Consider the following 25535-nt stretch of genomic DNA (forward strand, 5'->3'; position numbering starts at 1 on the left):
GAAGGGGCACAATGTCGCGATGGACTTCAAACCGCTCATTACCCTGCTGGCCATCGTCAACCCTCTGGCGATCGTCCCTTTTTTCATCCACTACACCCAAGGTTTCAGCCCTGCCCAGCGCAAAAAGACGATTTGGGTGTCTTCCTTTTCGGCTTTTGTGGTGATCGCTGCCAGCGCCTTGCTGGGCTTGCAGATCCTGGAATTTTTTGGCATCTCGCTGGCCAGCTTTCAGGTCGGCGGCGGCATGTTGCTGCTGACTGCGGCTTTGTCGATGCTCAACGCCCAACCCGCCGAAGCCCGCGCCAATGCCGATGAGGTGCACGACGCCGAGGCCAAAGCCGCGATGGGGGCCAGCATCGCCGTGGTGCCGCTGACCATTCCCCTGCTGACTGGCCCCGCGACCATGTCCACCGTGGTGATCTACGCCGAAAAAGCCAAGAACTTTGCCCAACTGGGCACCTTGGTCGGCTACGGTGTGGTCATTGCATTGGCCACCGCCCTGTGTTTCTCGCTGGCCACGCCCATCGCCCGCATTCTGGGCAAAACCGGCATCAACGTCATGACCCGGCTGATGGGTTTGATCTTGGCCGCGCTGGCTGTGGAAGTGATGGCCGACGGGCTGCACAAGCTGTTTCCGGTGCTGGCCGGTCGCTGATCTGCGCTTTAAATGCGTGGTTCAGACGCCGAACCCATCCGCCAAGCCGGCCCTCAAATGCGCCACCAGCGCCGCCACGGCGCGGGGCACATGCGGCGCGTAGGGCCGGATCGCATAAATGGTTTCTGCAAAGGCCCCCACGGGTTTCCAGCCAGGCAGCACCCGCACCAAGTGACCCTTGCGCAACTCGGCTTGGGCGCTGAAATCCGGCATCAGGGCAATACCTGCGCCCGTGAGGGCGGCTTCGCGCAGGGCCTCGCTGTTGTTGGCGGCGAAATTGCCGCTCACGGGCACCGTGATGCGCTCACCCACTGCTGAAGGCTCGCGCGGCTCGAAGGTCCACGCGGGCGTGTCTTGCGAACGGGGGTAGTGCAGGCAGTTGTGCGCTTGTAGCTCGGTGGGGATTTGCGGTTCGCCATGGTGGTCCATGTAAGCACGGGTGGCCACCAGCACCGATTCGGTCGCGCACAGCGCCCACGCCACATGGGTGTCGGGCGGGCGGGCGGTGTGGCGGATGGCCAAGTCGTAGCCTTCCGTGGCCAAGGCGCTCAAGCGGTCGGAGAGGTCCAGCTCGATGCGCACATCCGGAAAATCTTTCAAAAAAGTGGCGAACAGCGGCACCAGTTGCTGGCGGGCCAGAGCCACCGGGGCCGTCACGCGCAACAAACCACTGGGCTGTTCAGCCAAGTCACGCACTTGGGCAAAGCTCTGCTCGATTTGTTCAAAAGATGCGCGGGTCTCGTCGACCAGCCTTTGGCCCGCCTCGGTCAGGCGCAGGCTGCGGGTGGTGCGCTGCACCAGGGTGACTTTGGCGGCACGCTCCAATTCGGTAATGCGTTGGCTCATGGCGGCCTTGCTCACGCCCAAACGGGCAGCGGCGGCCGTGTAACTGCCCTGCTGCGCCAGCACGCTCAGCCAATGCAGGTGCGTCCACAGGGCGTTGATTTTTTGCTCTTCCATGCGAGTATTGTTCACTATTTTGAACAATCAATTCAAATTTATGCGCTTGTGGGGGGTGCCGGGGCTGCCTACACTGGCCATGTTGAACAAAACTTTCGCGCGCTGGAGCGCGCTCACACATTCAAAACGAAAGTCCCACATGAGCATTTCCAACATCGGCCATTACATTGGCGGTCAAGTCGCCGCAGGCGCTTCCGGCCGCAGCCAGCCCGTGACCAACCCCGCCACCGGTGCCGTGACCGGCAACGTGGCCCTGGCCAACAGCGCCGAGGTGGCCAAGGCCGTGGCCGCTGCGCAAGCGGCGTTTCCCGCTTGGGCTGACACACCCCCTCTGCGCCGCGCCCGTGTGATGTTCAAGTTCCTCGAACTGCTGAACACCCACAAAGACGAGCTGGCCCACATGATCACCGCCGAGCACGGCAAGGTGTTCACCGACGCGCAGGGCGAAGTCAGCCGCGGCATCGACATCGTGGAATTTGCCACCGGCATTCCGCAGCTGCTCAAGGGCGACTTCACCGACCAGGTGTCGACTGGCATCGACAACTGGACACTGCGCCAGCCACTGGGTGTGGTCGCTGGCATCACGCCTTTCAACTTCCCCGTCATGGTGCCCATGTGGATGTTCCCCGTCGCCATCGCTGCAGGCAACACCTTCATCTTGAAGCCCAGCCCAACCGACCCCACACCGTCGCTCTTCATGGCCGAGTTGCTGAAAAAAGCCGGTTTGCCCGACGGCGTGTTCAACGTGGTGCAAGGCGACAAAGAAGCCGTGGACGCGCTGCTCGAGCACCCCGACGTCAAAGCCATCAGCTTCGTGGGCTCCACGCCGATTGCCAACTACATCTACGAAACGGGTGCCCACCACGGCAAGCGCGTGCAGGCCCTGGGCGGCGCGAAGAACCACCTGGTGGTCATGCCCGACGCCGACATCGACCAGACCGTGGACGCCTTGATCGGTGCAGGCTACGGCTCGGCCGGTGAGCGATGCATGGCCATTTCGGTCGCGGTGCTGGTGGGCGATGTGGCCGACAAGATCTTGCCCAAGCTGATCGAACGCACCAAGGCGCTGCAAGTGCTCAACGGTGAAAACCTGGCCGCTGAAATGGGCCCCATCGTGACCGACGCGGCGCGTCAGCGCATCAAGGGTTACATCGACGCCGGTGTGGCCGAAGGCGCCCAACTGTTGGTCGACGGCCGCGAGTTTGACGGCGCCAAAGCTGGCGCGGGTTGCGACAACGGGTTCTGGCTGGGCGGCACGCTGTTCGACAACGTGACCACCGACATGAAGATCTACAAGGAAGAGATTTTTGGCCCGGTCTTGAGCTGCGTGCGCGTGCCCGACTTTGGCACCGCCGTGCAGATCATCAACGACCACGAGTTCGGCAATGGTGTGAGCTGCTTCACCCGCGACGGGAACGTGGCGCGTGAGTTTTCACGTCGAATTCAAGTGGGCATGGTGGGCATCAACGTGCCGATTCCGGTGCCCATGGCTTGGCACGGCTTTGGCGGCTGGAAGCGCTCGCTGTTTGGCGACATGCACGCCTATGGCGAAGAGGGCGTGCGCTTCTATACGAAGCAAAAGTCCATCATGCAGCGCTGGCCCGAGAGCATCGGCAAAGGTGCTGAGTTTGTGATGCCGACGGCCAAGTAAAGGCTGCGGGTTGACAGGACTGCTCCAGTGCCGCGTCTGGAAGACGCTCCCTGGGCATCAGGGATTTCCCCCGGATCGGGAAATCCCTGAGAGAAACCGGGGTCTTGTTACCTTACATTTCATGCACTCGATGCAAAGCAGTATCTGCATCCCGAGGGCCGAGGAGACAACTCGATACCCTAAGAATTCGAACATGAACCAACATCCGAACGAGGTGTGATTTTCCTAGCGTCGCGCAAGCGGCGCTTTTTTTTGGCTTGTCCGTTTGGGTGGACGCCGCCTGAACAACCAGACGTTGGGCAATGCCACAATCTCCCGCATGGAATTACTGATTGTTTCGCTGGCCTCGTTGCTGGCCGGGTTGATCGACTCGATCGTGGGCGGTGGAGGTCTGATCTTGCTGCCCGCGCTGTTTGCCACGTTTCCCGGCGCGGCCCCCGCCACCTTGTTTGGCACCAACAAAAGCGCCTCGATCTGGGGCACCGCCTTTGCCACGGTGCAATACAGCCGCAAAGTGGTCATGCCCTGGCGCTCACTGATCCCGGCGGCAGGTGCGGGTTTGGTTGGCTCTTTGGTGGGTGCCTGGGTGGTGACGCATGTGGACCCCACCCTGTTTCGAAAAGCCCTGCCGATCATGTTGACGGTGTTACTGGTCTACACCGTGGCCAAGAAAGACTTGGGCCGCAGCCATGCACCCCGGTTTATCGGCCGCCAAGAGGCTTGGATGGCAGCAGGAATTGGCCTGGTCATCGGGTTTTACGACGGTTTTTTTGGGCCCGGCACGGGCAGCTTTTTGGTGTTTGCCTATGTGCGGCTGATGGGCTATGACTTCTTGAACGCTTCAGCCTCGGCCAAACTGATCAACGTGGCCACGAACTTTTCAGCGCTGGTACTGTTTGCCGTTCAAGGGCATGTTTGGTGGCACTTGGCTTTGGCCATGGCGGTGTCCAACATTGTGGGCAGCCTGATCGGCACGCGATTGGCCCTGAAACACGGCTCGGGTTTTGTGCGCCATGTGTTCATTGTGGTGGTTCTGGCCCTGATCTGCAAAACCGCTTACGACACTTGGCTACGTTGAGGCGAATCAGCGCAAGCGCCACTTGATTTGTACGGCGTACTGCGCCAACGCCACACCCAACAAGGTGACGCCAGCACCCGCAATCTTGATCCAGGTGTAGTGCTCGCCCGACAAAGCCCAGGCAAAGAGCCCAGCCATGGGCGGCATCAAATACATCAAAGGGGCCGTGCGGGCCACGCCGCGGACGTTGTTGATCCAACCCCAAGCTAGCCAACCGATGAAGGCCGAAACCAGGATCGACCAGAACAAGCCCACCCAAGCCCAAAAATCCAGCGCAGCCCAGTTGGCCGCCATGCCGGCGGGCACCGACAGCAGCATCACCGGCAAACCGCCAAGCAATGTGGCGTAACCCATGGTCAGCACCGGGCCATGCTTTTGCATCACCGGTTTGACTGCCACGGTGTAATAAGAAAAGAAGCCAGCCGCCACCAAGAGCACCAAATCACCACCACCTGCTTGCCAGTTGCCGCCAAGCAACTTGTCAGACAAGAACATCAACACCCCGCAGAAGGCCAAGGACACCCCCATGATTTGAGGCCAGCTGAGCCGCTCCAAACCCTGTTTGTGCAAGATCAGCAAAGTGAAAATCGGCCCGCAAGCCAAGATGACTGAACTGGAGAAAGCGGTGGACCAATGGATGCCATAGGTGACCAAGCCCACATGCAATGAATGTCCGATGAAACCCAACCAAGCCATGTGCATCCAGTCTTGACGCGGCAAAGGAGGTAGCCAAAGGCCAAATCGCCAGCGCATCAACAGCAACGCACAGGTCGGCATCAGCAAATACCTCGCCCACAAAAACCCGCCGGGGGTGATCAGGTCAAACAGGTACTTTTGCAGTGTGAAGTTACCGCCCCAGATGACCACCAAGACCAAAGCCATGAGCAAGGCACGTTGGTCGTGGCGGTGAAGGGGGACACTGTGGGGCATGGGGTGGATTGTGGGTCCACATGGCACTCGGCCATGTCTCCGGCGCAGCAAATGGTCAGTCTTGCACCACCGGCACCCGCGGAGCCAGCGCACACATCAGCTCATAACCCACGGTGCCTGCGGCTTGCGCCACCTCGTCAATGCCGAGCACGGCACCTTGGGCCGACTGCCCCCAGAGCGTGACGGTGCTGCCTACACCCGCATCGGGAAAGGGGCTCAAGTCCACCGTCAGCATGTCCATGCTCACCCGACCCACCGTGCGTCCCCGCTCGCCATCCACCAACACCGGCGTGCCCGTGGGGCAGATGCGCGGGTAACCGTCGGCGTAGCCGCAAGCCACCACGCCGATGCGCATGACTTGGTCAGCGACAAAACTGGAGCCATAACCCACGCTGTCACCAGGCTGCAAATGCTGCACCGCGATGATCTGGGCGTTCAGACTCATGGCGGGCTGCAGGCCCCAATGCGCAGCGCTGTGTTCAGGAAAGTCGGGCGAGCTGCCGTAAACGGCAATGCCTGGGCGAATCCAGTCGGCCTTGACCGCCGCATCCTGAGCATGACGCAAGCTCGCCGCACTGTTACTCACCGTGCGCTCGCCCGGCAGGTCGCGGGTAGCTTCTTCAAAACGGGCCATCTGCTCGGCGATGCCTTTGGGGCCATCGGCGTCGCTGAAGTGCGTCATGAGCGAGATTTCATCCACCTGCGGCAAGGCGTTCAGGCGCGTCCAGGCCGAGCGAAAGCGCTGCGGTGCAAAGCCCAGCCGGTTCATGCCGGAGTTCATTTTGAGGAAGACCCGGTGCGGCTCGTGCGTCTTGTGCAGCGCCAGCATGTCGATCTGCTCGTCGCAATGCACTGTGTGCCACAGGTGCAGACGCGAGCAAAGCTCCAGATCGCGCGCCTCAAAAGCGCCTTCGAGCAGCAAGATCGGGCCGCGCCAGCCCAAAGCCCGTACCCGTTCGGCCTCGGCAAGGTCCAGAAGCGCAAAACCATCGGCCCCGCGCAGACCTTCAAACACCCGCTCGATGCCGTGCCCGTAGGCATTGGCTTTGACCACCGCCCAGGCCTGGGCGTCGGGCGCGGCCTGGCGGGCCGTGTTCAGGTTGTGGCGCAGCGCAGTGGTGTGGATGGTGGCTTGTATGGGGCGGGGCATGGGATCCAAAGGCAAAAAGTGCCAATCAAGTATGCCAGCTTGATCGCCCCGCAAAGCGGGCCGAACCATCGGGTAAACACACCCTTTCCCCGCTCACGAAGGGGCTTGCAAATGATTTACACTGGCCCGCTGCCTGTTAACCCGCGCATTCCGCCCGAGCTGTTCGGGCGCTGGCTGAACATTGTCATCCATGGAAGTTTTTGAGTTCTTGATGCCCATCTTCACCGAATACGGCTATTTGGCCGTGTTCGTGATGCTGTTGATCTGCGGATTTGGCGTGCCTGTGCCTGAAGATGTGACCTTGGTCACGGGTGGCGTGATCGCTGGTTTGGGCCACGCCGATGTGCACACCATGTTTGCCGTGGGCATGGCGGGCGTCATGGTTGGTGACGGCCTCATGTTCACCTTGGGCCGTTTGTACGGCCAGCGCATCTCCAAATTACCAGGTTTCCGCAAAATCCTCACGCCCGAGCGTTTTGCCAGCGCCCAGGACGCATTCCAGAAATACGGCAAATGGGTCATGTTCGTCGCCCGCTTTTTGCCTGGCTTGCGCACCCCAGTGTTCTTCTCGGCCGGCATGAGCCAGCGCGTGAGCTTTGCCACCTGGTTTTTCATGGACGGTTTTGCCGCCTTGATCAGCGTGCCGATCTGGGTGTACTTGGGCTACTTTGGCGCGCAAAACTGGGACTGGATGTTTGGCGTGCTGCGCCAATTCCAGCACGGTATTTTTGCCCTGCTGGGCATCGGCATTGTCTGGTTGGGCTGGCGCTGGTGGCGCAAGCGCCAAGCAACTCTGGCCGCCAAAGCCCCCGGCGACGCCTCCTAAGTTGCCCCACGCATGGGCCAGACCTCCCCCAAAAGCCTGGCGGCTGCCGGGCTCCTGTTCAACGCCTTTGTTTGGGGCGTGTGCTGGTGGCCTTTCAAACAACTCGAAGCCCAAGGCCTGCATCCGCTGTGGGCCACCGCACTGGTCTACGCCTTCGTCTTTGTATCCATCGCCATGTGGCTGTGGCGCAGCGGACAACTGCAAAGCTGGCGAGGCCACTCCGGGCTTTGGCTCTTGCTGCTGGCCTCGGGCCTGACCAATGTGGGCTTCAACTGGGCCGTCACGGTGGGCGACGTGGTGCGCGTGGTGCTGCTGTTTTATTTGATGCCCGCCTGGTCGGTGCTGGTCGCTTGGTGGCTGCTGGGTGAAAAACCCACCCCCATGGCCTTGCTGCGCTTGCTGCTGGCGCTGGCCGGTTTGTTCATCGTGCTCAAAACCCCCGAAACGCCCTGGCCCGTGCCCGAGAGCTTGGCCGATGGGCTGGCCCTGATGGGCGGTCTGACTTTTGCCATCACCAACGCTTTGCTCCTTAAGCTCAAGGACACCCCGAGCTCGTCGCGCACCCTGGCCATGTTTGGGGGCGGTGCGGTCATGGCAACGCTGGCGGCATTCGCGGGATTGGCCACAGGCGTGGTGGTCATCGGTGCGGCCCCCGCTTGGGGCTGGTTGCCCCTGGTGGCCCTGCTGGGCGTTTCGTTTTTGTTGGGCAACCTGGCGCTGCAATACGGCGCCGCCCGCCTGGCCGCCCACACCACGGCCCTGGTCATGCTGTCCGAGGTGCTGTTTGCCAGCGTGTCCTCTGTTTTGCTGGGCGCATCCAGCTGGGACAGCCGCACCCTGATCGGCGGGGCCTTGATCTTGCTGGCGGCTTTGCTGTCCATTGTCGGGCCCGGTCACAAGGCCAACTGAACCGCACTGACCAGCCATGGGCTGTCACTGGCATGATGTCCATCTGTCCACACCCAACGGAACACACACCATGAGCCTTTATGACTTCGAAGCCCAAAGCATCGACAACCAGCCCGTAGCCCTGTCACGCTACAAAGGCCAGGTGATGTTGATCGTCAATACCGCCAGCGCCTGCGGCTTCACGCCTCAGTTCACCGGGCTGGAAAAGCTGCACAAAACCTACGCCGACCAAGGCCTGGCCGTGCTGGGTTTTCCATGTAACCAGTTCGCCAGCCAAGACCCGGGCGATGACGCGCAAATTGCCAACTTCTGCCAGAAGAACTACGGCGTGAGCTTTCAGATGATGAGCAAGGTCAAAGTCAATGGCGCTGACGCCCACCCGCTGTACCAATGGCTCACCGCCGAAGCCCCCGGCATTTTGGGCAGCAAAGGCATCAAGTGGAACTTCACCAAGTTTTTGGTGGGGCGCGATGGGCGTGTGATCAAGCGCTATGCGCCGCAGGACTCGCCTGAAAAGATCGCCAAAGACATTGAGGCGGCACTGACAACTTGACACAAGGCGCACACGGGACTTGGGTTATCTCGGGTCGCTGTTCGTTCAGACTTTCCAAGTCAGTACCACCAACCAAACCAAGATTGCCGCACCACCCCACAGCAACAACCGCGTACGCAAGCGGAGCACTTCCACGGCGCTGACCAGGCGTGCGTTTTGTTCGGCCAAATCGGCCAGGGTTTCGGTGAGCTCGCGCTGGGTTTGGGCTTGGCGCTCGATCTGGCCTTGTGCTGCGACCAAGGCGTTTTTGAGTTCACCCAGGCTCGGCACCGCACTCACGGGGGTGGTCGTGGCGGGGGTGCTTGCTTGATCGGGCGGCTGAGACGGTTGGCGGTCCATCAGCTTGCGCGCAGCCTTGAGCACCGAAGGCGCATGTTCGATCACATCGCCCCAGGGAATCACTTTGAGCGCCATCAACCAAGGTATCGCCATCGTCTTGTCCTTTGTGCGCGCTGTCCCAGCGCAGTCTGCCGTTCAGCGCTGAATACTAACTCTGTGGACATTTCGGCGCGGACGGACCCGGGTCTTGCCGGATGGGCGAAAGGACTTTGCTGCCGCGATCAGAAAGCGCTGGCCAGCGCCTCATCCAACAACTCCACCCAATGCCGCACCGGCAGGCCGCTGCCGCTTTGGAGGTGGGTGATGCAGCCGATGTTGGCGCTGATGACGCCTTGCGGTTCCAGCGCGTTCAGGTGGCCCAGCTTGCGGTCGCGCAGCTGTTTGGACAGATCGGGGTTGAGCACGCTGTAGGTGCCGGCTGAGCCGCAACACAAGTGGGACTCGTTGGCCGTGACCTTGATCTGGAAGCCCAAATCGCCCAAATGCTTTTCCACACCACCTTTGAGTTGCTGGCCGTGTTGCAGCGTGCAGGGCGGGTGGTAGGCCTGCAGGCCTGCGGCTTGCAGGGCCGCAGGTTTGAGCTTGTCTTTGAGCAGAGGCACCAGCTCGGGCAGCAACTCGCTCAGGTCACGGGTCAGCTCGCCGATGCGGGCGGCTTTGTCGGCGTACTGCGGGTCGTCTTTGAGCACATGGCCGTAATCCTTGACCATGACGCCGCAGCCCGAGGCGTTCATCACGATGGCTTCGACGTCGCCGCTCTCGACCAGCGGCCACCAGGCGTCGATGTTGGCGCGCATGTGGTCTTTGCCGCCGTCGTGGTCGTTCAGGTGGAACTTGAGCGCGCCGCAGCAACCGGCCTTGGGTGCGGTCACGGTCTGGATGCCTGCGGCGTCGAGCACGCGAGCGGTGGCGGTGTTGATGTTGGGGCTCATGCTCGGCTGCACGCAACCGGCCAGCATCAGCACCTTGCGGGCGTGTTGGCGGGTGGGCCAGGCACCGGCGTCTTGCGGCGCGGGCACTTTGGCTTTCAGGCTGTCCGGCAGCAGGCCGCGCACCATTTGGCCCATCTTCATGGCGGGCGCAAACAGCGGCGAAGGCAAGCCCTCTTTGAGCGCCCAGCGCACCAGCTTTTCGCCTGCAGGGCGCTCGACTTTGGCATCCACCAGCTTGCGGCCGATGTCGACCAAGTGGCCGTATTGAACGCCGCTGGGGCATGTGCTTTCGCAGTTGCGGCAGGTCAGGCACCGGTCCAGGTGCATCTGGGTTTTGCGCGTGGGCGTTTCGCCTTCCAGCACTGCCTTCATCAAATAGATGCGACCACGCGGGCCATCCAGCTCGTCGCCCAGCAGCTGGTAAGTGGGGCAGGTGGCGGTGCAAAAGCCGCAGTGCACACACTTGCGCAAAATGGCTTCAGCTTCCAGGCCGTCGGGGGTGTTTTGGTATTCGGGAGCGAGATTGGTTTGCATAAGAGATCGTCTCGCGGTCAGAGGGGATGCAGGCGACCGGTGGCGAACACGCCTTTCGGGTCGAACTGTTGTTGCAACTGGCGCTGAATGCGGTCTTGAACGGCGTCCAGCGGGGTGTTCACCCCGGCGGCTTTGTCCACTTCGGCATGGTCAGTGCTGGCCCGGAACAAAGTGGCATGGCCACCGACCGATTGCGCGAGTTCACGCAAGGCCGCTGCCGCCGAGGCCGGTGCCCACAGCCAGCGCTGCGCACCTTGCCACTCGATGTATTGGCCATACGGCAAATCCAGCAGCGGCGCTGTTTGCGGCACCGACAGTCGCCACAAACAAGCATCGGGGCTGGGCGCGTCAAAAAATGGCAATGTCTGCTCACCGCTGGCGCGCCAGTCCTGAACGGCTTCGGCGTTGTCCATGGCCTGCACTTGTGCACCCAGCGCCAAGGCGTCGGCACTCATCTTGCCCAGAGCCGACTGCACCGCCGCGACCGCACCACGCAAACGCACAAACAAATAATCGGCGACGGGCTGGGCCGTCGGATCGCGCAGCCAGGCACTGGCATTCAAGGGCAGAGGCTGGCCACCCCAGCGGTGCAGCAAATCCAGCGCCGGGCCTTGGGCCAGGCCCGCAATCATCAGTGTGGCTTCAGCAGGAGCCACCGGCAAAACCTTCAGGCTGACTTCGGTGATCAGCCCCAACGTGCCCCAGCTGCCTGCCATCAAGCGGCTGACGTCGTAGCCCGCCACGTTTTTCATGACCTGGCCGCCAAAGGTCAGGTGCTCGCCCAGGCCGTTGATGAAACGGGCACCCAAAACAAAGTCGCGCACAGCACCCGCGGTGGCGCGGGCGGGGCCGCTCAGGCCCGCGGCCACCATGCCGCCCACCGTGGCACCGGGGCCAAAATGCGGCGGCTCGAACGCCAGGCACTGGCCTTTTTCGGCCAAAGCGGCCTCCAACTCGGCCAGCGGCGTGCCGCATCGGGCCGTGACCACCAGCTCACTGGGCTCGTAGCTCACGATGCCTTGGTAAGCCCGTGTGTCCAGCACCTCACCCGTGAGGCTTTGGCCCCAAAAATCTTTGCTGCCGCCACCGCGCAAGCGCAAAGTGCGGCCATCCGCAGCGGCCTGGCGCACGGCGTCGATGAGGGAATTGAGTTGAGCTTCCATGGGCCAAGATGGTAACCCCCGGCCTTGGGGGACTGTGTGAATTTTTTGAACGATGGGGTTGTGGGAAATTGCGTGGGTCAAGCCCGATAACCATTCACCGGCAACCCCGCCACCTCCACCCGCATCGCAAACACACACCCCGCCTCAGGATACTGCGCCAGCTCTTGAGCGCTGCGGCCTTGGCGGGAAGTGGTGATGAACAGGGTTTTCAGGTCCGGCCCGCCAAAGCAGGGCATGGTGGGGCAAGGAACAGGCGTGGCGACTTCGGTCAGCACCTCGCCGGTGGGCGACAGGCGCAAAAGGCGCTGGCCTTCGTATTGGGCAGACCAGTAGCAACCCTCGCTGTCCACGGCGGCACCGTCGGGGCGGCCGCCATATGGGGGCATATCGGGCATCTCGCTGCCCCAAACCCAACCCGCGGGCTTGGGTGTCATGGTGTGGAACACGCGCCCGGCGCTCAATTGGCCGGTGGCCGCATCCACATCAAACGCCCGCACCTGGTGCGCGGCAGTGTCGGCCCAATAGGCGGTGCGGCCATCGGGTGACCAAGCCAGGCCGTTGGCCGTCACCACGCCATGGTTCACACCGTCCTTCTCGCCGCCAACCATGGCGTGCAGCCCTTGGTCATCCAACATGTAAAGCACGCCCAATGACTGGTCTTTGGGTTCGTACAGGCTGCCCGCCCAAAATCGGCCTTGGGCATCGCATTTGCCATCGTTGAATCGTTGCTTGCTCGTGTCATACGGCGCGGCCGCCAGCAGACGTAAGGGGCCACCCCACTCGCGTGAAAGGTAAATGCCATCGCGCAAGGCCATGATCAATCCGCCGCCTTGCACCGGCGCGATGCAACCCGGCTCTTGCGTCAAGGGCCAATACTCCACCGGCCCTTGGGCCTGCAGGCCTTGCACCGCCACACGCGCGATGCGCCGCCCGGGGATGTCCACCCAATACAGGCGCTGCTCCTGCAGGTGCCAAAACGGCGACTCGCCCAAGCCATCGGGCTCGGTGGTGATGGCGGTCCAAGAAGGTGTCAACAAGACAGGTGCGTGCATGAAAACCATTGTGCCCGAGGCCCGACTTCAAACCGCTAAAAAGAAACAGCCCGCAGAACCTGAGCGCTGCGGGCTGATGAGGGGGTGGCTTGCGCCACCCTTTGCCATTCAACTTGGCGTGTCAGGCATTTAGCCGTGGTAGGCCGACTCGCCGTGCGAGGCAATGTCCAGACCTTCGCGCTCTTCTTCTTCGGTGACACGCAGACCAATGGTCAGGTCAACGATCTTGAAGGCGACCACCGAGACCACGCCCGACCAGACGATGGTCAGCAGCACGGCTTTGGCTTGGATCCACACTTGCGAAGCGATCGAATAAGCATCAGGTGCCACCATCGCTACCGTGACCCAGTCACCCACGGCGCTCGGGCCACCCAAAGCGGGCGAGTTGAACACGCCGGTCAACAAGGCGCCAACGATACCGCCAACACCGTGCACACCGAACACGTCAAGTGAGTCGTCAGCACCGAGCATCTTTTTCAGGCCGTTCACACCCCACAGGCAAGCAAAGCCTGCCACGATGCCGATCACCAGACCGCCGCCAATGCCCACGTTGCCAGCCGCTGGCGTGATGGCGACCAAACCGGCCACAGCACCCGAAGCTGCTCCCAACATGGAGGCTTTGCCACGCATCAGCGCTTCACCCACGCACCAGGCCAGCACCGCACCCGCTGTCGCGACCAAGGTGTTGATGAAGGCGAGCGCCGCGAAACCGTTGGCTTCCAGAGCCGATCCGGCGTTGAAGCCGAACCAACCCACCCACAGCAAGGACGCACCCACCATGGTCAAAGTCAGGCTGTGAGGGGCCATGGCTTCACGGCCGTAACCCACGCGCTTGCCCACCATGAAAGCACCGACCAAGCCTGCGACAGCGGCGTTGATGTGCACCACAGTACCGCCCGCGAAGTCCAGTGCACCCCACTGCCAGATCAGACCAGCTTTGGATGTCATTTCGTCAGCGACTTCTTTGGCCGTGTAAGCGTCAGGACCCATCCAGAACCAAACCATGTGCGCGACAGGCAGGTAGCTGAAGGTGAACCACAACACCATGAAGGCCAGCACAGCAGTGAACTTGATGCGCTCGGCAAAAGCGCCGACGATCAGTGCACAAGTGATGCCTGCAAACGTGGCCTGGAAGGCGGCGAACGTGATCTCAGGAATGACCACACCCTTGCTGAAGGTGGCCGCATTGGCGAAGGTGCCCGCTGCGTTGTCCCAAATGCCTTTCATGAACAGGCGGTCAAAGCCACCAATAAAAGCATTGCCCTCGGTGAAGGCCAGGCTGTAACCGTAGATGAACCACAGCACAGTGATCATCGAGAAGGTTACCACGACCTGCATCAGCACCGACAGCATGTTTTTGCTGCGCACCAAACCGCCGTAGAACAGGGCCAGGCCCGGAATCACCATCAAGATCACCAAGATGGTGGAAACCATCATCCAGGCAATGTCGCCCTTGTTGGGCACCAGCGCTGGCGCAGCCTCGGCCGCAGCGGGAGCTGCGGCAGCAGGCGCTGCAGGTGCTGGTGCTGCATCGGCCGGCTTGGCTTCTGCGGCAGGAGCCGTCACGGCAGCAGGTGCAGCGGTTTGTGCGGTGGCAACGGATGCCGTGCCGAACACACCGAGACCCAAACTCAGGCCCAAGGCCAGGGTAGCGAGTAGTTTTTTCATGGATCGACTCTCTTTCTTGTCTATCAAAGGGCTTCTGCGCCGGTTTCACCGGTGCGGATGCGAACCACTTGTTCGAGGTCGTACACAAAAATCTTGCCGTCACCGATCTTGCCGGTGCGTGCACCGGCTTCGACGGCTTCAATGACGCGCTCGACGAGCTCGTCAGACACGGCAGCTTCGATCTTCACTTTGGGCAAAAAGTCCACCACGTATTCCGCACCACGGTACAGCTCGGTGTGGCCCTTTTGACGACCGAAGCCTTTGACTTCGGTCACGGTGATGCCCTGCACGCCGATGCCCGACAGTGCTTCACGCACTTCGTCCAGCTTGAAGGGTTTGATGATGGCGGTCACCAGTTTCATGATGGCTCCTTGTTGGAATTGAGGAAGATCAGAAGGCGTATTTCAGGCCGACTGTCACGCCGGACTTGCCGTTGAATTTGTCTTTGAGGGTGTAAAACACCTTGTCTGCATCAGTGCCCACAAGAGCAGCGCTGGCTGTCAAGCCATTGCCCAAGTCTTTGGTCAGCGTCAGGGCGTAGTCGGTGTATGTACCGGCATCATTGTTCTTGACCATCTGACGGCCCACGTGTGGCACCAAAGTAAAACCATTGCCAAGGTCAAATGCGGCACTCAGGTCGAGGTAGTAGCTGTTTTTGCTGTTCGGGGTACCAAAGACGTTGGTGAGTGAGTGTGAGTACTTGGCCGTCACCAAACCGAAAGTGGCAGCACCATACACCTCACTGGTATTGGCGTTTGCAAACCCAGTAACTTCACCAAGCTTGTTGCCCACGTATTCATAACGCAAGAAACCGACGTCATACGCAACAGCTCCGGCAGTACCTTTGTAACCACCATACAAGTCCAGTTCGACGTTGCCTTTAGCAGCTCCGGAATCTTTGATGAACTTGATCGTGGAACCCCAAGCACCCACATAAAAACCACTCTTGTCTGCGTAATCCACACCACCTTGCAGCGCTGGCTGCAAACGCGACTGGGAAATGCCACGGTAACGGTAGTCGCTGGTCACGCCCACGTTGAATGACAGGCTGCTCTCAGGCGCAGCTGGAGCGGTTTGAGCTTGAGCCACAGAAGTCAAGGAGCCGATCGCCAGTGCGATGAGGGAAGGAACGAGGATTTTTTTCATGAGGAACTCCAAAAAGTGAAGAAAAGACGAATACATCAAGCAGGGAGCGTGCCAACCTTCACCAAAGACCCCTTCCAAGGGCATTTACCAGTGCGTTCTCACTCTGTGCGTGATTGAATGGCATTCAAACAAGTTCGGTGCGCTCGGTCTGCGTGCAGGAACACACACCATGCACCAGCATGGGGCAGGGAGGGAATATGAGTCTCAGTTTGGTGCATAGCCGCGCCTTGGTCGGCTTGCAGGCGCCCTCAGTCACCGTCGAGGTGCATTTGGCCAATGGCTTGCCCAGCTTCACCTTGGTGGGCTTGGCCGATGTCGAGGTCAAGGAAGCCCGCGAACGGGTGCGTTCGGCCTTGCAAAACAGCGGGCTGGACTTTCCACACAACAAACGCATCACCGTCAACCTGGCCCCGGCAGACCTGCCCAAAGACTCCGGGCGGCTGGACCTGCCGATTGCGCTGGGCATCTTGGCGGCCAGCGGTCAAATCGACGCGGGCAAGCTGGCGGGCTATGAATTTGCAGGCGAGTTGTCTTTGTCTGGCGAGCTTCGCCCGGTGCGCGGCGCGCTGGCCATGAGCCTGGTGCTGCGCCAGCAGCAAGTGCGCACACGGCTGGTGCTGCCCCCGGGCAGCGCCGAAGAAGCCGCGCTGGTGCCCGATGCCGAAGTGTTTCGGGCACACCACCTGCTCGATGTGGTGCAGCAGTTTTTGCCGCCCTCCAACGAAGCCCCGCCCGAACCCGGTGACGGCTGGGCCCGCATGGCATCCAGCACCCCGAACGCCCCACCGCTGTACGCGGATTTGGCCGATGTGAAAGGCCAAGCGGGCGTCAAGCGCGTGCTGGAGATCGCCGCTGCCGGGGGCCACTCCTTGCTCATGGTCGGGCCGCCGGGCTCAGGCAAATCCATGTTGGCGCAGCGCTTTGCGGGCTTGCTGCCGCCCATGTCGATCGAAGACGCGCTGGAATCGGCGGCCATTGCCAGCTTGGCGGGGCGTTTTGATTTGACGCGTTGGGCGCAGCGCCCCACGGGCCAACCCCATCACTCGGCCAGTGCGGTGGCCTTGGTGGGCGGAGGCTCGCCACCGCGCCCTGGCGAAATTTCGCTGGCTCACCATGGCGTGCTGTTTTTGGACGAATTGCCCGAGTTTCCGCGTGCTGCGCTCGAAGCGCTGCGCGAGCCGCTGGAAACCGGCACCATCACCATCGCGCGAGCCGCCAGGCGGGCCGAGTTTCCAGCACATTTTCAGCTGATCGCGGCCATGAACCCCTGCCCATGTGGTTACCTGGGCAGTGCCACGCGAACCTGCCGCTGCTCACCCGACCAGGTCAGCCGCTACCAAAGCAAGCTGAGTGGCCCTCTGCTGGACCGGATCGACCTGCACATCGAAGTGCCCAGCCTGCCTGCACAAAACCTGCTGAACGCGCCACCCGGCGAAAGCACCGAGACCATCGCAGCCAGGAGCCTGGCCGCCCGCGAACGCGCCCTGGCCCGACAGGGCTGCGCCAACGCAGCGCTGCAAGGTCAGGCCATCGACACCCATTCACGTCTGGACGACAGCGCCACCACCTTGCTGCAAAAAGCCGCCGCCAAGCTGGGTTGGAGCGGGCGCAGCACCCACCGCAGTCTGAAAGTGGCCCGCACCATCGCCGACCTGGCTGGCAGCGACACCATTGCCGCCCCCCATGTGGCCGAGGCGGTGCAATACCGGCGGGTGCTCCAGGCGCAGTGAGCCAGCTTTTTGTGTTGGGCGATGGAAACCAACTTTGTGAGCTCTTCGCAAGGCAAGCGGCGATCCATCCCTGACCGCGCTGGGTTCGTCATGGTCCATCACCCCCAACCCAGATAATGTGCAGATGCCCACTGCGACCCAGCATCTCACCGACACCAAGGCCTTGGGTCCTTTCAGCTTCTGGTTGTCCCTGCCCCAGTTGATCACCTGGGGCAGCGTTTTCTACACCTTCTCTTTGCTCATGACACCGCTCGAAGCCGAGTTGGGCATGTCACGCGCTGAGTCCTCGCTGGCGTTTAGCCTGGCCTTGTTGGCCGAGGGTCTCATGGCTTACAGGGTTGGCCGCTGGATCGACGCCGGGCGCGAGCGCATGGTCATGACACTGGGCTCGGTCTGGATCGGCACGGGCTTGCTGGCCCACAGCTTTGTGAGCTCGGTCGTGGGCTTTTATGCCGCCTGGATTTGGCTGGGCCTAGGCATGGCGGCCACGCTTTACAACCCCGCGTTTGCAGTGGTCACGCGGCGGTTTGCCCAGGACTTTCGCCGCGCCATCATCACGCTCACGTTTTTGGGCGGGCTGGCCAGCACGGTGTTCATTCCGCTGTTTGCATGGTGGATGGAATTGTGGGGCTGGCGACAAGCCCTGTGGGCGCTGGCGGCACTGCAGCTGCTGGTGTGCGCGCCCTTGCATGGCTGGCTGCTGCACGGGGCACCTCAACCCCAAGCCAAGCACGCCGCCCGCAGGCCAATGGAGCAGAGTGGCACTAACGACACGCAAAACCCCATCGTGCCTGTGCGCGAACACCTGCGCCAAGCACCCTTTTGGCTGCTGGGTTTGTTCATGGTGCTGACCATGTCGGTCACTTCGGCATTGCCAGCGCACATGATCGCCTTGCTGCAAGAGTCAGGGCTGTCTCCGGCCTGGGTGCTGGCCATCCCGGCGGCCATTGGCGTGATTCAAGTGCTGGGGCGCTTGGTGCTGTTTGTGTTTGAGCGTTACTGGGACGTGCATGCCGCCAACCGCTGGATTCCCGCGCTGATCCCGGCGGGCGTACTGGTCTTGCTGATCGGCGGGCTCAGCCCCATAGCCTCGCTGGTGTTTGTGCTGCTGTACGGCTTGGGCAATGGCATGAACACCATCGTCAAGGGCACGGCCATGGCGCAGTACGTGAGCCGCGCGCATGTGGGGCAACTCAATGGCTTGCTGGGTTTGCCGATCGCGCTGGCCAGAGCTGCAGCGCCCCTGATCTTGGGCCTGCTGTGGTCGCCACAACACGGCTACACCTTGGCGCTGTGGTGGCTTCTGTCCGCGAGTTTGCTGGGCACTGGAGCGCTGTGGGCCGCGCAACGCTATGCCCTTAAATCCGGGCGCTGAGCCAGATTCCGCGCCTTCTTATATCTACTTTCGCATATATAACCAACTAAAAAATCGTTCCCATGTCTTTGGCGGCTGACCACAATTGCACCATCTTTTGTTCACCACCTTCAGGAACGACCCCATGAAACGCATTTCTGCCCTGGTTCTGGCCTTGTCGGCCACGGCCTTCTCTGCGTCCGCTTTCGCCGCCCAACCCTTGCTCAGCCCCGCCGAGTTGCAGGCCAAACTGTCTGACGCCAACGTGCGCGTGATCGACATCCGCGACCCCAAGTCGTACGCCGCCAACCACATCCCTGGCGCGGTGAACGCGCCTTATGGCACTTGGCGCGGCCCTGCCAACAACCCGGGCGAACTGCCTGGCCTGCCCAAGCTGACCACCCTGGTGCAAAGCCTGGGTCTGACGCCCAGCACCCACGCGGTGATTGTGTCCAGCGGCGCGGATGCCACCGATTTCGGCGCTTCTGCTCGCGTGTACTGGACGCTCAAGGTGCTGGGCCTCAAAGAGCTGTCGGTGCTCAACGGCGGCGTCAAGGGCTGGACCACGGCCGGTTTGCCACAAAACAACCAAGCCGTGAAAGTCGCGGCCAGCAGCTTCCAGCCGCAAATTGACAAGAGCTTGGTCGCCACCAAGGAAGAGTTGGTCGCCCGCGTGAAAGCCGGTGACGCCGCCTTGATCGACGCCCGCCCAGCTGAATTCTTCAACGGCGACACACGCCACGTGGCCGCCAGCGTGCCTGGCACCTTGCAAGGCGCGGTGAACGTGGAGCACGACAAATGGTTTGCCCCCGGCACCTCCACCTTTGTGAGCACCGAGCAGGCCCAAAAAGTGGCCGCGTCCAGCCCCATAGATCCGGCCAAAGAGACCGTGTCCTTTTGCAACACCGGTCACTGGGCTGCGACCAACTGGTTTGCCATGTCCGAAGTGCTGGGCCAGAAAAACGTGAAACTGTATGCGGGCTCCATGGTGGAATGGTCCAAAGACGCCAGCGGTCTGCCCATGGCCAACGTGCCCAGCCGCCCCAAGCAGCTCTTGATCGACGCCAAGTTCTGGGCCGAAAAAACCTTCAAGTAAATTCAGGTCATGAAACGCCTTCCTTTGGCGGCCTTGCTGGCCGCCTTTTTCATCTTTTTGGCGCTGTCCGTGTCCATCCGCCAGGCGGTGCTGATGTTGGTAGGCGTGGGCATGGGCGCGGCTTTGGCTGGAGCCCGATTTGGTTTCACCACGGGCTGGCGTCAACTCATTGAGCAGCGCAACCCGCAGGGCGTTGCCGGGCAAGTGCTGCTGCTGGCCTTGGCCAGCTTGGCGGCGCTGCCCCTGCTGGGGCAATTTTCTGAACTGCACGCCGCTCTCGGGCCACCCAGCGTGAGCCTGCTGGTGGGCGCTTTTGTGTTCGGGCTGACCATGCAAATTGCGGACGGCTGCGGCTCGGGCAGTTTGTACAAGGCAGGCTTGGGCGTGCCGCTCAACATGGGCATCTTGCCGCTCTTTGCACTGGGCAGTTTTTTGGGCTCGGTACATCTGGACAGCTGGCTGTCGCTGGGCCAAATGGCCCCGGTCAGCTTGTCGGCCGAATACGGCACAGGCGGCGCGCTGGCCCTGACGCTGGCTTTGCTGGCCGCCGTGCTGGTCGCGGTGCGCCTGTGGGTGGGCGCGGGTCAAACCTGGCTGGACAAACGTTGGATTTGGGGCGCTGTGGCGCTGGCGGTGCTGGCCACCCTCAACTTGCTGCTGGCGGGCCAGCCTTGGGGCGTGGTGTACGGCTTTGGCCTGTGGGCCGCCAAGGTGTCGGTGGCGCTGGGCGCTTTTGACCCCACGGCCAACGCCTTTTGGGGCCAAGCAGGCAATGCGCAGCGCCTGACGCAAACCGTGTTCATGGACGTCACCACCATCACCAGCATCGGCATTCTGGGCGGTGCGCTGTGGGTCTCGGCCAAGGCCCCGGCGGGCAGCAAGCCCTTGACCACCCAGCAATGGGTGATTGGATTGGTGGCCGGTTTTGTCATGGGCTACAGCTCGCGCTTGGCCTTTGGTTGCAACATCGGCGCCATGCTCAGCGGCATCTCCACCGGCAGCTTGCACGGCTGGATCTGGGTGCCCCTGGCCTTTGCAGGCACGCTGATCGGTGTGCGCGTGCGCCGCCATTACCAATTTTGAAGGAGGCCGCATGAGCACCACGCACAAATTACAAGCGGTTTTCTGGCTGAGCCTGGCGGCCTTTTTGAGTTGGGACTTCATCGTCTCGGCCCCGGTGGACTTGCGCAACGAACCCCCGCTCATCGCGGCGGGTTCAGGTCAAGCCTCGAGCGGTGGACACTGCTCGATGGCGAAGTGACTCAACTGCCGATCAGCGCGTCAACCAACGCCGCGCAGCGAAACTCAGCGCATCCACACACGCCACCATGAGCAGCATCGCACCCAAAATGGTTGCGGTCTTGTTCATGTGGAACAGGCCCATGTGGAAGGACAGCAATTGGCCCAATCCACCCGCGCCCACCACGCCCAACACGGCGGCAGCGCGGATGTTGTTTTCCCAGCGGTACAACGTATAGCTCATGAGCTGCGGCAAGACCTGGGGCAAAGTGGCGTAAAAGAACACACGCATTGGCCCCACACCTTGGGTGCGCAAGGCGTCGCCGGGGCCTGTGGGAATGTTCTCCATGGCCTCGGCAAACAGGCGACCCAGCACGCCACTGGTGTGCAGCGCCAGCGCCAAAGTCCCCGCCATGGGCCCCAGGCCCGCTGAGATCAACAACAAGGCGGCCCACACCAACTCAGGAATGGCGCGCAGCGCATTGAGCAACCAGCGCGTGGGGCTGCGCAGCCAGGCAGGGTCTTGGGCAGACATGCGGCTGGCGGGCACGGCCAGCGCCAAGCCCAGCACCGCCGCGATGGCGGTGCCCAGCGCCGACATGGCCAGCGTCTCCCAAGCAGCCCAAGCCACCTTGGTCACAAACACGGGCGACAGATCGGGCGGGAAAAATTCGGCCACAAAGCGGCCCATGCTGCGCGCCGCTTCCATGGACGCAAAAGCCGCCCAATCTAGCTCCAGCGACACAAAGCTGGCCACCACCAACACCAGCAGTGCGGCTGTGAACCAGCAGGCGCGGCAGCGTGCATCAAAAATCGGCGGTGGCAATTTGTACGGCGGGTTGGCCGCTACGCGTGAAAAAGGCTTCATGCCAAAGCCTTTCGCAGCCATGCGCTCACGCGGTCGGCCAGCGCCACCAGCGCAATGAACACCAGCAGCAAAGTGGCCACTTCGCCGCCGTTGAACATCTTCATCGAGTTATCCAGCTGCTGGCCCAAGCCGCCGGCGCCCACAAAGCCCAACACCACCGAAGAGCGAATGGCGCATTCCCAGCGGTACACCATGTAAGAGGCCAGCTCGGCCGCGTGGCTGGGCAGCAGCGCATACACAAAGGCCTGCAGGCGGCCGCTGCCGTTGCGCATCAGGGCCTGGGTGGCGTGGCTCTCGCCACTTTCCAAAATCTCGGCGTACACCTTGCCCAGCATGCCGCCATAGGTCAGGGCAATGGCCAGCACGCCCGCCGTAGGCCCCAAACCCACCACGCGCACAAACACCAGCGCCCAGATCAGCTCCGGAATGCTGCGCAGCACAATCAAAGTGGCCCGCACACACCAGCGCAGCAGGGCTGGCCAGCGGTCCATTTGGCCGGACAAGGCAGAGAGCGACAAGACCCGTGTGGCCAGCAAACTCAAAGGCACGGCCAGAACCAGCGCCAGTGCGACGCCCGCTGTGGCCATGGCCACGGTACGCCAGGTTTCGCGCACCACCATCTGCATGAATTCGGGGTTGTGCACCAGTGGCCAAAAGCTGCTCAAAAAGTTGGCGGTGACTTTGCGGTTCTCGGGCTCCCAGAGCACCCACAAACGGAATTCGGTGGCCACACCCAGAGGCCACAAAAGGACCAAAGCGAAACTCAGCCAAAAGACGCGTGCAGCAAAAGCAGGGTCCCGCCCAGGGCCAGAAGGACGTGGGCGAGCTGCAGGGAAAGGAGACACAGAGGCGGACATGTGCGGTGCGGGGGGAGGACCTGGCCGCGTCAGCGGCAATGCATCACCACCGGCGCGGGCGATGCAGGTTCAGCCTCTGGCAATGCCGTCGGCAGCGCCTCGCCACGCAACTCGTGTTCGTACTGGTCGTACAAATGCGCCAAACGCTCAGGGCTGACTTGTGCAGCGGGCAAGTCAAACACCAGCTGCCCATCGCGCAAACCGATGATGCGAGGGAAGTGGGCCAGCGCCATGTCCACCTGGTGCAGCGTCGCGACCAGCGTCACTTGGCGCTCGGCCGCCAGGCTCACCAAAGCAGCCATGGCCATGCGGGCGCGCATCGGGTCGAGCGCCGACAGCGGCTCATCGATCAGCCACAAGCCCGCCGGAGCCAACAGGGCGCGGGCCAAACCCACGCGCTGGCGCTCACCGCCCGAGAGGCGGTCCACGCGGTCAAACAATTTGTCGCCCAAGTCAAAATGCACCAGCGCTTCGTAAGCGGCCGGAATGTCCGTCGGGTAAAACAAGGAACGCAAACTGGCCCACAAGCCCATGCCGGGCAAGCGCCCCGCCAGCACCGAGGTCACCACACGCTGGCGCGGCGGCAGCGGCGGCACCTGCGGGGCCAGAAACAACTGACCACGCAAACGGCGCAAGGCCCGTGCGGGCAATGTCCAGGGGTTCTTGCCAGCCAACTGCAGTTGGCCTTGTGTGGGCGGCTGGGCACAGGCCAGCACCTGCAGCAAGGTGGTCTTGCCCGCGCCAGAAGGGCCGATGATGGCCACCTGCTCGCCAGCGGCCAGGCGCAGGTTCAGCGCACGCAAAGCCGCAGGCGCACCCGGCAGCGCTGCCGGATGCCTGGCTTCCAGGGCTTGCAGGTCGATGTTCAAACCTGTGTGCTCCGTCGCTTCAAAGCAGACCCAGATTTCGTGCGGCTGCCTCTAATTCCTTGTAGTTCTCAGGCTTGGTTTCGATGTAGCGCGTTGCGCGGTTCAGACGCAAGATTTCTGCGTGTTCGGGATTGGCCGGGTTCAGAGCGAGCAGAGCCGCTTTGATCTTTTCTTGCAACACAACCGGCATGTCGGCATGCACTGACCAGTTGTAATTGAAGTAGGTTGGCGTGGTGAAGAAAACGTTCACATCCTTTGTGTCGACCTTGTTTTCCGTCACGAACTTTTTCCAAACGGTGATGTCGAGTGCGGCTGCATCGACCTTGCCACTGACCACCGAAGCGATGGTCGCATCGTGCGCGCCGCTGTAGGCGATGCGTTTGAAGTCTTTTTCAGGATTAATGCCAGCCTGGACCAGAACACCCCTGGGCATCGCGTGACCCGAAGTGCTGCTTTGCGAGCCAAACGAGATTTGCTTGCCCTTCATGTCGTTGAGCGTTTTGATGCCCGAGTCGGTCTTGGCGATGAACACGGATTGGAATTTGGTGTCTTCTTCGCGCTGCGCCAAGGGCACGACCTTGCCCCCTGAGCGAAGCTTGGCCTGAACGTAGGTGAAACCACCAAACCAGACCAAGTCAACCTTCTTGTTGACCAGCGACTCCACCGCAGCGGGGTAATCGGTCACGGGCGTGAACTGCACCTTCATGCCCAACTGCTTTTCCAGGTAATTGGCCAGCGGCGTGAACTTGCGCACCTGCTCGGTGGCGGCCTCCTCGGGAATGGTGGTCACGCGCAGCGTGGTTTGCGCTTGGGCGGCGCTGATGGCCGACAAAGCCAGCAAGCCAGCACAGGCTGAAGACAGGAATTTGGAGAAGAAGGAGTGGGACATGGTGACTTTGCAAAAAAACAAACAAAGGAGATTACACCCCGAAATCCTTGCACCCCAGCGGACAGGGGCCAAACCTGCACAAGTCTGTAGCGTCTGAGGTGACTTAATATGCCGCATGACCACGCCCCAATTCATCCAGCTGCACCAGCACAACACCACCGCCGTGGCGCAAGAACTTTTGCAGGGCCTGAGCGCGCCTCAGGCCTACACCTCACCCAAATACCTGTACGACGCGCTGGGCTCGCGCCTGTTTGAAGCCATCACCGAGCTGCCCGAGTACGACCTGACGCGCACCGAGGCGCAATTGATGCAGTTGCACAGCGCCAGCATGGCCGCTGAGCTGCCACGCGGCGCGTGCTGGATCGACCTGGGCGCAGGCAACTGCGAAAAAGCCGGACGCTTGCTCGGCCCCATGGGTGCAGGCCGCTATGTGGCGGTGGACATCTCGGTGGACTTTGTGCGCCAGGAGCTGGATGTGCTGCAGCGCCAGCACCCCGGCTTGCCCATGGCGGGCTTGGGCGTGGACTTTTCGGGGGGCCTGCAGCTGCCAGCCGAACTGGCACTCGACCCAGCGCAGCCGCGTGTGCTGTTTTACCCAGGTTCGAGCATCGGCAATTTCACGCCCGAACAAGCGCTCGACTTTTTGCGTAACCTGCACGCGGGCTGCGGTTCGGCTGCGGGCAGCGGTTTGCTGATCGGCGTGGACTTGCTCAAAGACCCGGCCGAACTCGAAGCCGCCTACGACGACGCGCTGGGCGTGACGGCCGCGTTTGACCTGAATTTGTTGCTGCACATCAACCGCTTGGTGGGCAGCAACTTTGCCGTACGCGACTGGCGGCACCTGTCGCGCTTCAATGCGGCGCAGTCGCGTGTCGAGATGCACCTGCAAGCGCGCCACGCGGTGACTGTGGAGTGGCCCGGTGGGCAGCGCGAGTTTGCAGCGGGCGAAACCATCCACACCGAAAACGCCTGCAAATGGACGGTGCCCGACTTTGCCGCATTGCTGCGTGCAGCAGGCTTTGCCAAGACGCAGTCTTGGACTGACCCTGCGCATCGATTTGCGGTGTTCTGGGCGCAGGCACTCTGA

At 61.9% G+C, this 25535-nt stretch carries 26 protein-coding genes; 12 read left to right on the forward strand and 14 right to left on the reverse strand.

From position 1 onward, the window contains the following. The first annotated feature begins 19 nt into the window (after positions 1–19). Positions 20–655 (forward strand): MarC family protein, encoded by a 636-nt coding sequence (locus ACZ5SR_RS00990; protein ID WP_100172782.1) that lies wholly within the window; start codon positions 20–22, stop codon positions 653–655. A gap of 21 nt (positions 656–676) precedes the next feature. Here the strand turns inward: ACZ5SR_RS00990 and ACZ5SR_RS00995 are convergent, their stop codons facing one another. Continuing rightward, positions 677–1615, reverse strand: a complete 939-nt coding sequence (locus ACZ5SR_RS00995) for a LysR family transcriptional regulator (protein WP_464449733.1) — start codon at positions 1613–1615, stop codon at positions 677–679. Positions 1616–1754: 139 nt separating this feature from the next. Between ACZ5SR_RS00995 and ACZ5SR_RS01000 the strand changes: the two genes are divergently transcribed. Together ACZ5SR_RS01000 and ACZ5SR_RS01005 are read left to right on the forward strand one after the other, a co-directional pair. After that, a complete protein-coding gene (locus tag ACZ5SR_RS01000) occupies positions 1755–3266 on the forward strand; it encodes a CoA-acylating methylmalonate-semialdehyde dehydrogenase (RefSeq protein ID WP_464449734.1) in 1512 nt (503 codons plus the stop codon). Positions 3267–3585: 319 nt separating this feature from the next. After that, the gene (locus tag ACZ5SR_RS01005) at positions 3586–4344 is read left to right on the forward strand and encodes a sulfite exporter TauE/SafE family protein (protein ID WP_464449735.1); all 759 of its coding nucleotides are present in this window, start codon (positions 3586–3588) and stop codon (positions 4342–4344) included. A 6-nt stretch (positions 4345–4350) separates the two neighbouring features. Here the strand turns inward: ACZ5SR_RS01005 and ACZ5SR_RS01010 are convergent, their stop codons facing one another. Then, positions 4351–5274: a DMT family transporter gene (locus ACZ5SR_RS01010; protein ID WP_464449736.1), complete on the reverse strand. Its 924-nt coding sequence runs from the start codon at positions 5272–5274 to the stop codon at positions 4351–4353. Positions 5275–5329: 55 nt separating this feature from the next. Further along, the gene (alr, locus tag ACZ5SR_RS01015) at positions 5330–6424 is read right to left on the reverse strand and encodes an alanine racemase (protein ID WP_464449737.1); all 1095 of its coding nucleotides are present in this window, start codon (positions 6422–6424) and stop codon (positions 5330–5332) included. Positions 6425–6614: 190 nt separating this feature from the next. Between alr and ACZ5SR_RS01020 the strand changes: the two genes are divergently transcribed. The 3 genes from ACZ5SR_RS01020 to ACZ5SR_RS01030 all read left to right on the forward strand — a co-directional run bounded on the left by ACZ5SR_RS01020 (position 6615) and on the right by ACZ5SR_RS01030 (position 8712). After that, on the forward strand, positions 6615–7250 hold the full coding sequence (locus ACZ5SR_RS01020; RefSeq protein WP_464449738.1) for a DedA family protein: 636 nt from the start codon (positions 6615–6617) through the stop codon (positions 7248–7250). 12 nt (positions 7251–7262) lie between these two features. Further along, positions 7263–8159, forward strand: coding sequence for an EamA family transporter (locus tag ACZ5SR_RS01025; RefSeq protein ID WP_464449739.1), 897 nt, complete (start codon positions 7263–7265; stop codon positions 8157–8159). A 70-nt stretch (positions 8160–8229) separates the two neighbouring features. Further along, complete coding sequence (locus tag ACZ5SR_RS01030; protein WP_464449740.1) at positions 8230–8712, forward strand: glutathione peroxidase; 483 nt, start codon at positions 8230–8232, stop codon at positions 8710–8712. A 45-nt stretch (positions 8713–8757) separates the two neighbouring features. On the opposite strand, the gene ACZ5SR_RS01035 is transcribed toward ACZ5SR_RS01030, so the two are convergent. The 7 genes from ACZ5SR_RS01035 to ACZ5SR_RS01065 form a co-directional block, all read right to left on the reverse strand. Continuing rightward, a complete protein-coding gene (locus ACZ5SR_RS01035) occupies positions 8758–9144 on the reverse strand; it encodes a hypothetical protein (protein WP_464449741.1) in 387 nt (128 codons plus the stop codon). A 128-nt stretch (positions 9145–9272) separates the two neighbouring features. Further along, complete coding sequence (gene glcF / locus ACZ5SR_RS01040) at positions 9273–10517, reverse strand: glycolate oxidase subunit GlcF (RefSeq protein ID WP_464449742.1); 1245 nt, start codon at positions 10515–10517, stop codon at positions 9273–9275. A gap of 17 nt (positions 10518–10534) precedes the next feature. After that, positions 10535–11680, reverse strand: coding sequence for a glycolate oxidase subunit GlcE (glcE, locus tag ACZ5SR_RS01045; RefSeq protein WP_464449743.1), 1146 nt, complete (start codon positions 11678–11680; stop codon positions 10535–10537). A 77-nt stretch (positions 11681–11757) separates the two neighbouring features. After that, positions 11758–12732, reverse strand: coding sequence for an SMP-30/gluconolactonase/LRE family protein (locus ACZ5SR_RS01050; RefSeq protein ID WP_464449744.1), 975 nt, complete (start codon positions 12730–12732; stop codon positions 11758–11760). 129 nt (positions 12733–12861) lie between these two features. Next, positions 12862–14400, reverse strand: coding sequence for an ammonium transporter (locus ACZ5SR_RS01055; RefSeq protein WP_464449745.1), 1539 nt, complete (start codon positions 14398–14400; stop codon positions 12862–12864). A 23-nt stretch (positions 14401–14423) separates the two neighbouring features. Beyond that, complete coding sequence (gene glnK, locus ACZ5SR_RS01060) at positions 14424–14762, reverse strand: P-II family nitrogen regulator (protein ID WP_019426247.1); 339 nt, start codon at positions 14760–14762, stop codon at positions 14424–14426. Positions 14763–14790: 28 nt separating this feature from the next. Continuing rightward, positions 14791–15546: a TorF family putative porin gene (locus ACZ5SR_RS01065; RefSeq protein ID WP_464449746.1), complete on the reverse strand. Its 756-nt coding sequence runs from the start codon at positions 15544–15546 to the stop codon at positions 14791–14793. 197 nt (positions 15547–15743) lie between these two features. Here ACZ5SR_RS01065 and ACZ5SR_RS01070 point away from each other — a divergent pair, with 197 nt between their 5' ends. The 5 genes from ACZ5SR_RS01070 (at position 15744) to ACZ5SR_RS01090 (ending at position 20987) form a co-directional block, all read left to right on the forward strand. Continuing rightward, positions 15744–17276 (forward strand): YifB family Mg chelatase-like AAA ATPase, encoded by a 1533-nt coding sequence (locus tag ACZ5SR_RS01070; protein WP_464449747.1) that lies wholly within the window; start codon positions 15744–15746, stop codon positions 17274–17276. 124 nt (positions 17277–17400) lie between these two features. Then, a complete protein-coding gene (locus tag ACZ5SR_RS01075; protein ID WP_464449748.1) occupies positions 17401–18651 on the forward strand; it encodes an MFS transporter in 1251 nt (416 codons plus the stop codon). Between the two features lie 124 nt (positions 18652–18775). Then, positions 18776–19726, forward strand: coding sequence for a sulfurtransferase (locus ACZ5SR_RS01080; RefSeq protein WP_464449749.1), 951 nt, complete (start codon positions 18776–18778; stop codon positions 19724–19726). 9 nt (positions 19727–19735) lie between these two features. Then, entirely contained in the window at positions 19736–20809 is a 1074-nt protein-coding gene (locus ACZ5SR_RS01085) for a YeeE/YedE thiosulfate transporter family protein (protein WP_464449750.1), read from the forward strand. A 10-nt stretch (positions 20810–20819) separates the two neighbouring features. Then, positions 20820–20987, forward strand: coding sequence for a hypothetical protein (locus ACZ5SR_RS01090; protein WP_464449751.1), 168 nt, complete (start codon positions 20820–20822; stop codon positions 20985–20987). Between the two features lie 12 nt (positions 20988–20999). On the opposite strand, the gene phnE is transcribed toward ACZ5SR_RS01090, so the two are convergent. The 4 genes from phnE to ACZ5SR_RS01110 are packed head-to-tail and all read right to left on the reverse strand — an operon-like array spanning position 21000 to position 24448. Further along, complete coding sequence (gene phnE / locus ACZ5SR_RS01095) at positions 21000–21833, reverse strand: phosphonate ABC transporter, permease protein PhnE (protein WP_464451081.1); 834 nt, start codon at positions 21831–21833, stop codon at positions 21000–21002. Beyond that, positions 21830–22690 (reverse strand): PhnE/PtxC family ABC transporter permease, encoded by an 861-nt coding sequence (locus tag ACZ5SR_RS01100; RefSeq protein ID WP_464449752.1) that lies wholly within the window; start codon positions 22688–22690, stop codon positions 21830–21832. The genes phnE and ACZ5SR_RS01100 overlap by 4 nt, the downstream gene beginning before the upstream one ends. Positions 22691–22719: 29 nt before the next feature. Further along, on the reverse strand, positions 22720–23559 hold the full coding sequence (locus ACZ5SR_RS01105; protein WP_464449753.1) for a phosphonate ABC transporter ATP-binding protein: 840 nt from the start codon (positions 23557–23559) through the stop codon (positions 22720–22722). A 19-nt stretch (positions 23560–23578) separates the two neighbouring features. Next, entirely contained in the window at positions 23579–24448 is an 870-nt protein-coding gene (locus ACZ5SR_RS01110; RefSeq protein ID WP_464449754.1) for a putative selenate ABC transporter substrate-binding protein, read from the reverse strand. Between the two features lie 115 nt (positions 24449–24563). Between ACZ5SR_RS01110 and egtD the strand changes: the two genes are divergently transcribed. Next, positions 24564–25535, forward strand: a complete 972-nt coding sequence (gene egtD / locus ACZ5SR_RS01115) for an L-histidine N(alpha)-methyltransferase (protein ID WP_464449755.1) — start codon at positions 24564–24566, stop codon at positions 25533–25535.

The sequence above is a fragment of the Limnohabitans sp. TEGF002 genome, assembly GCF_055395845.1.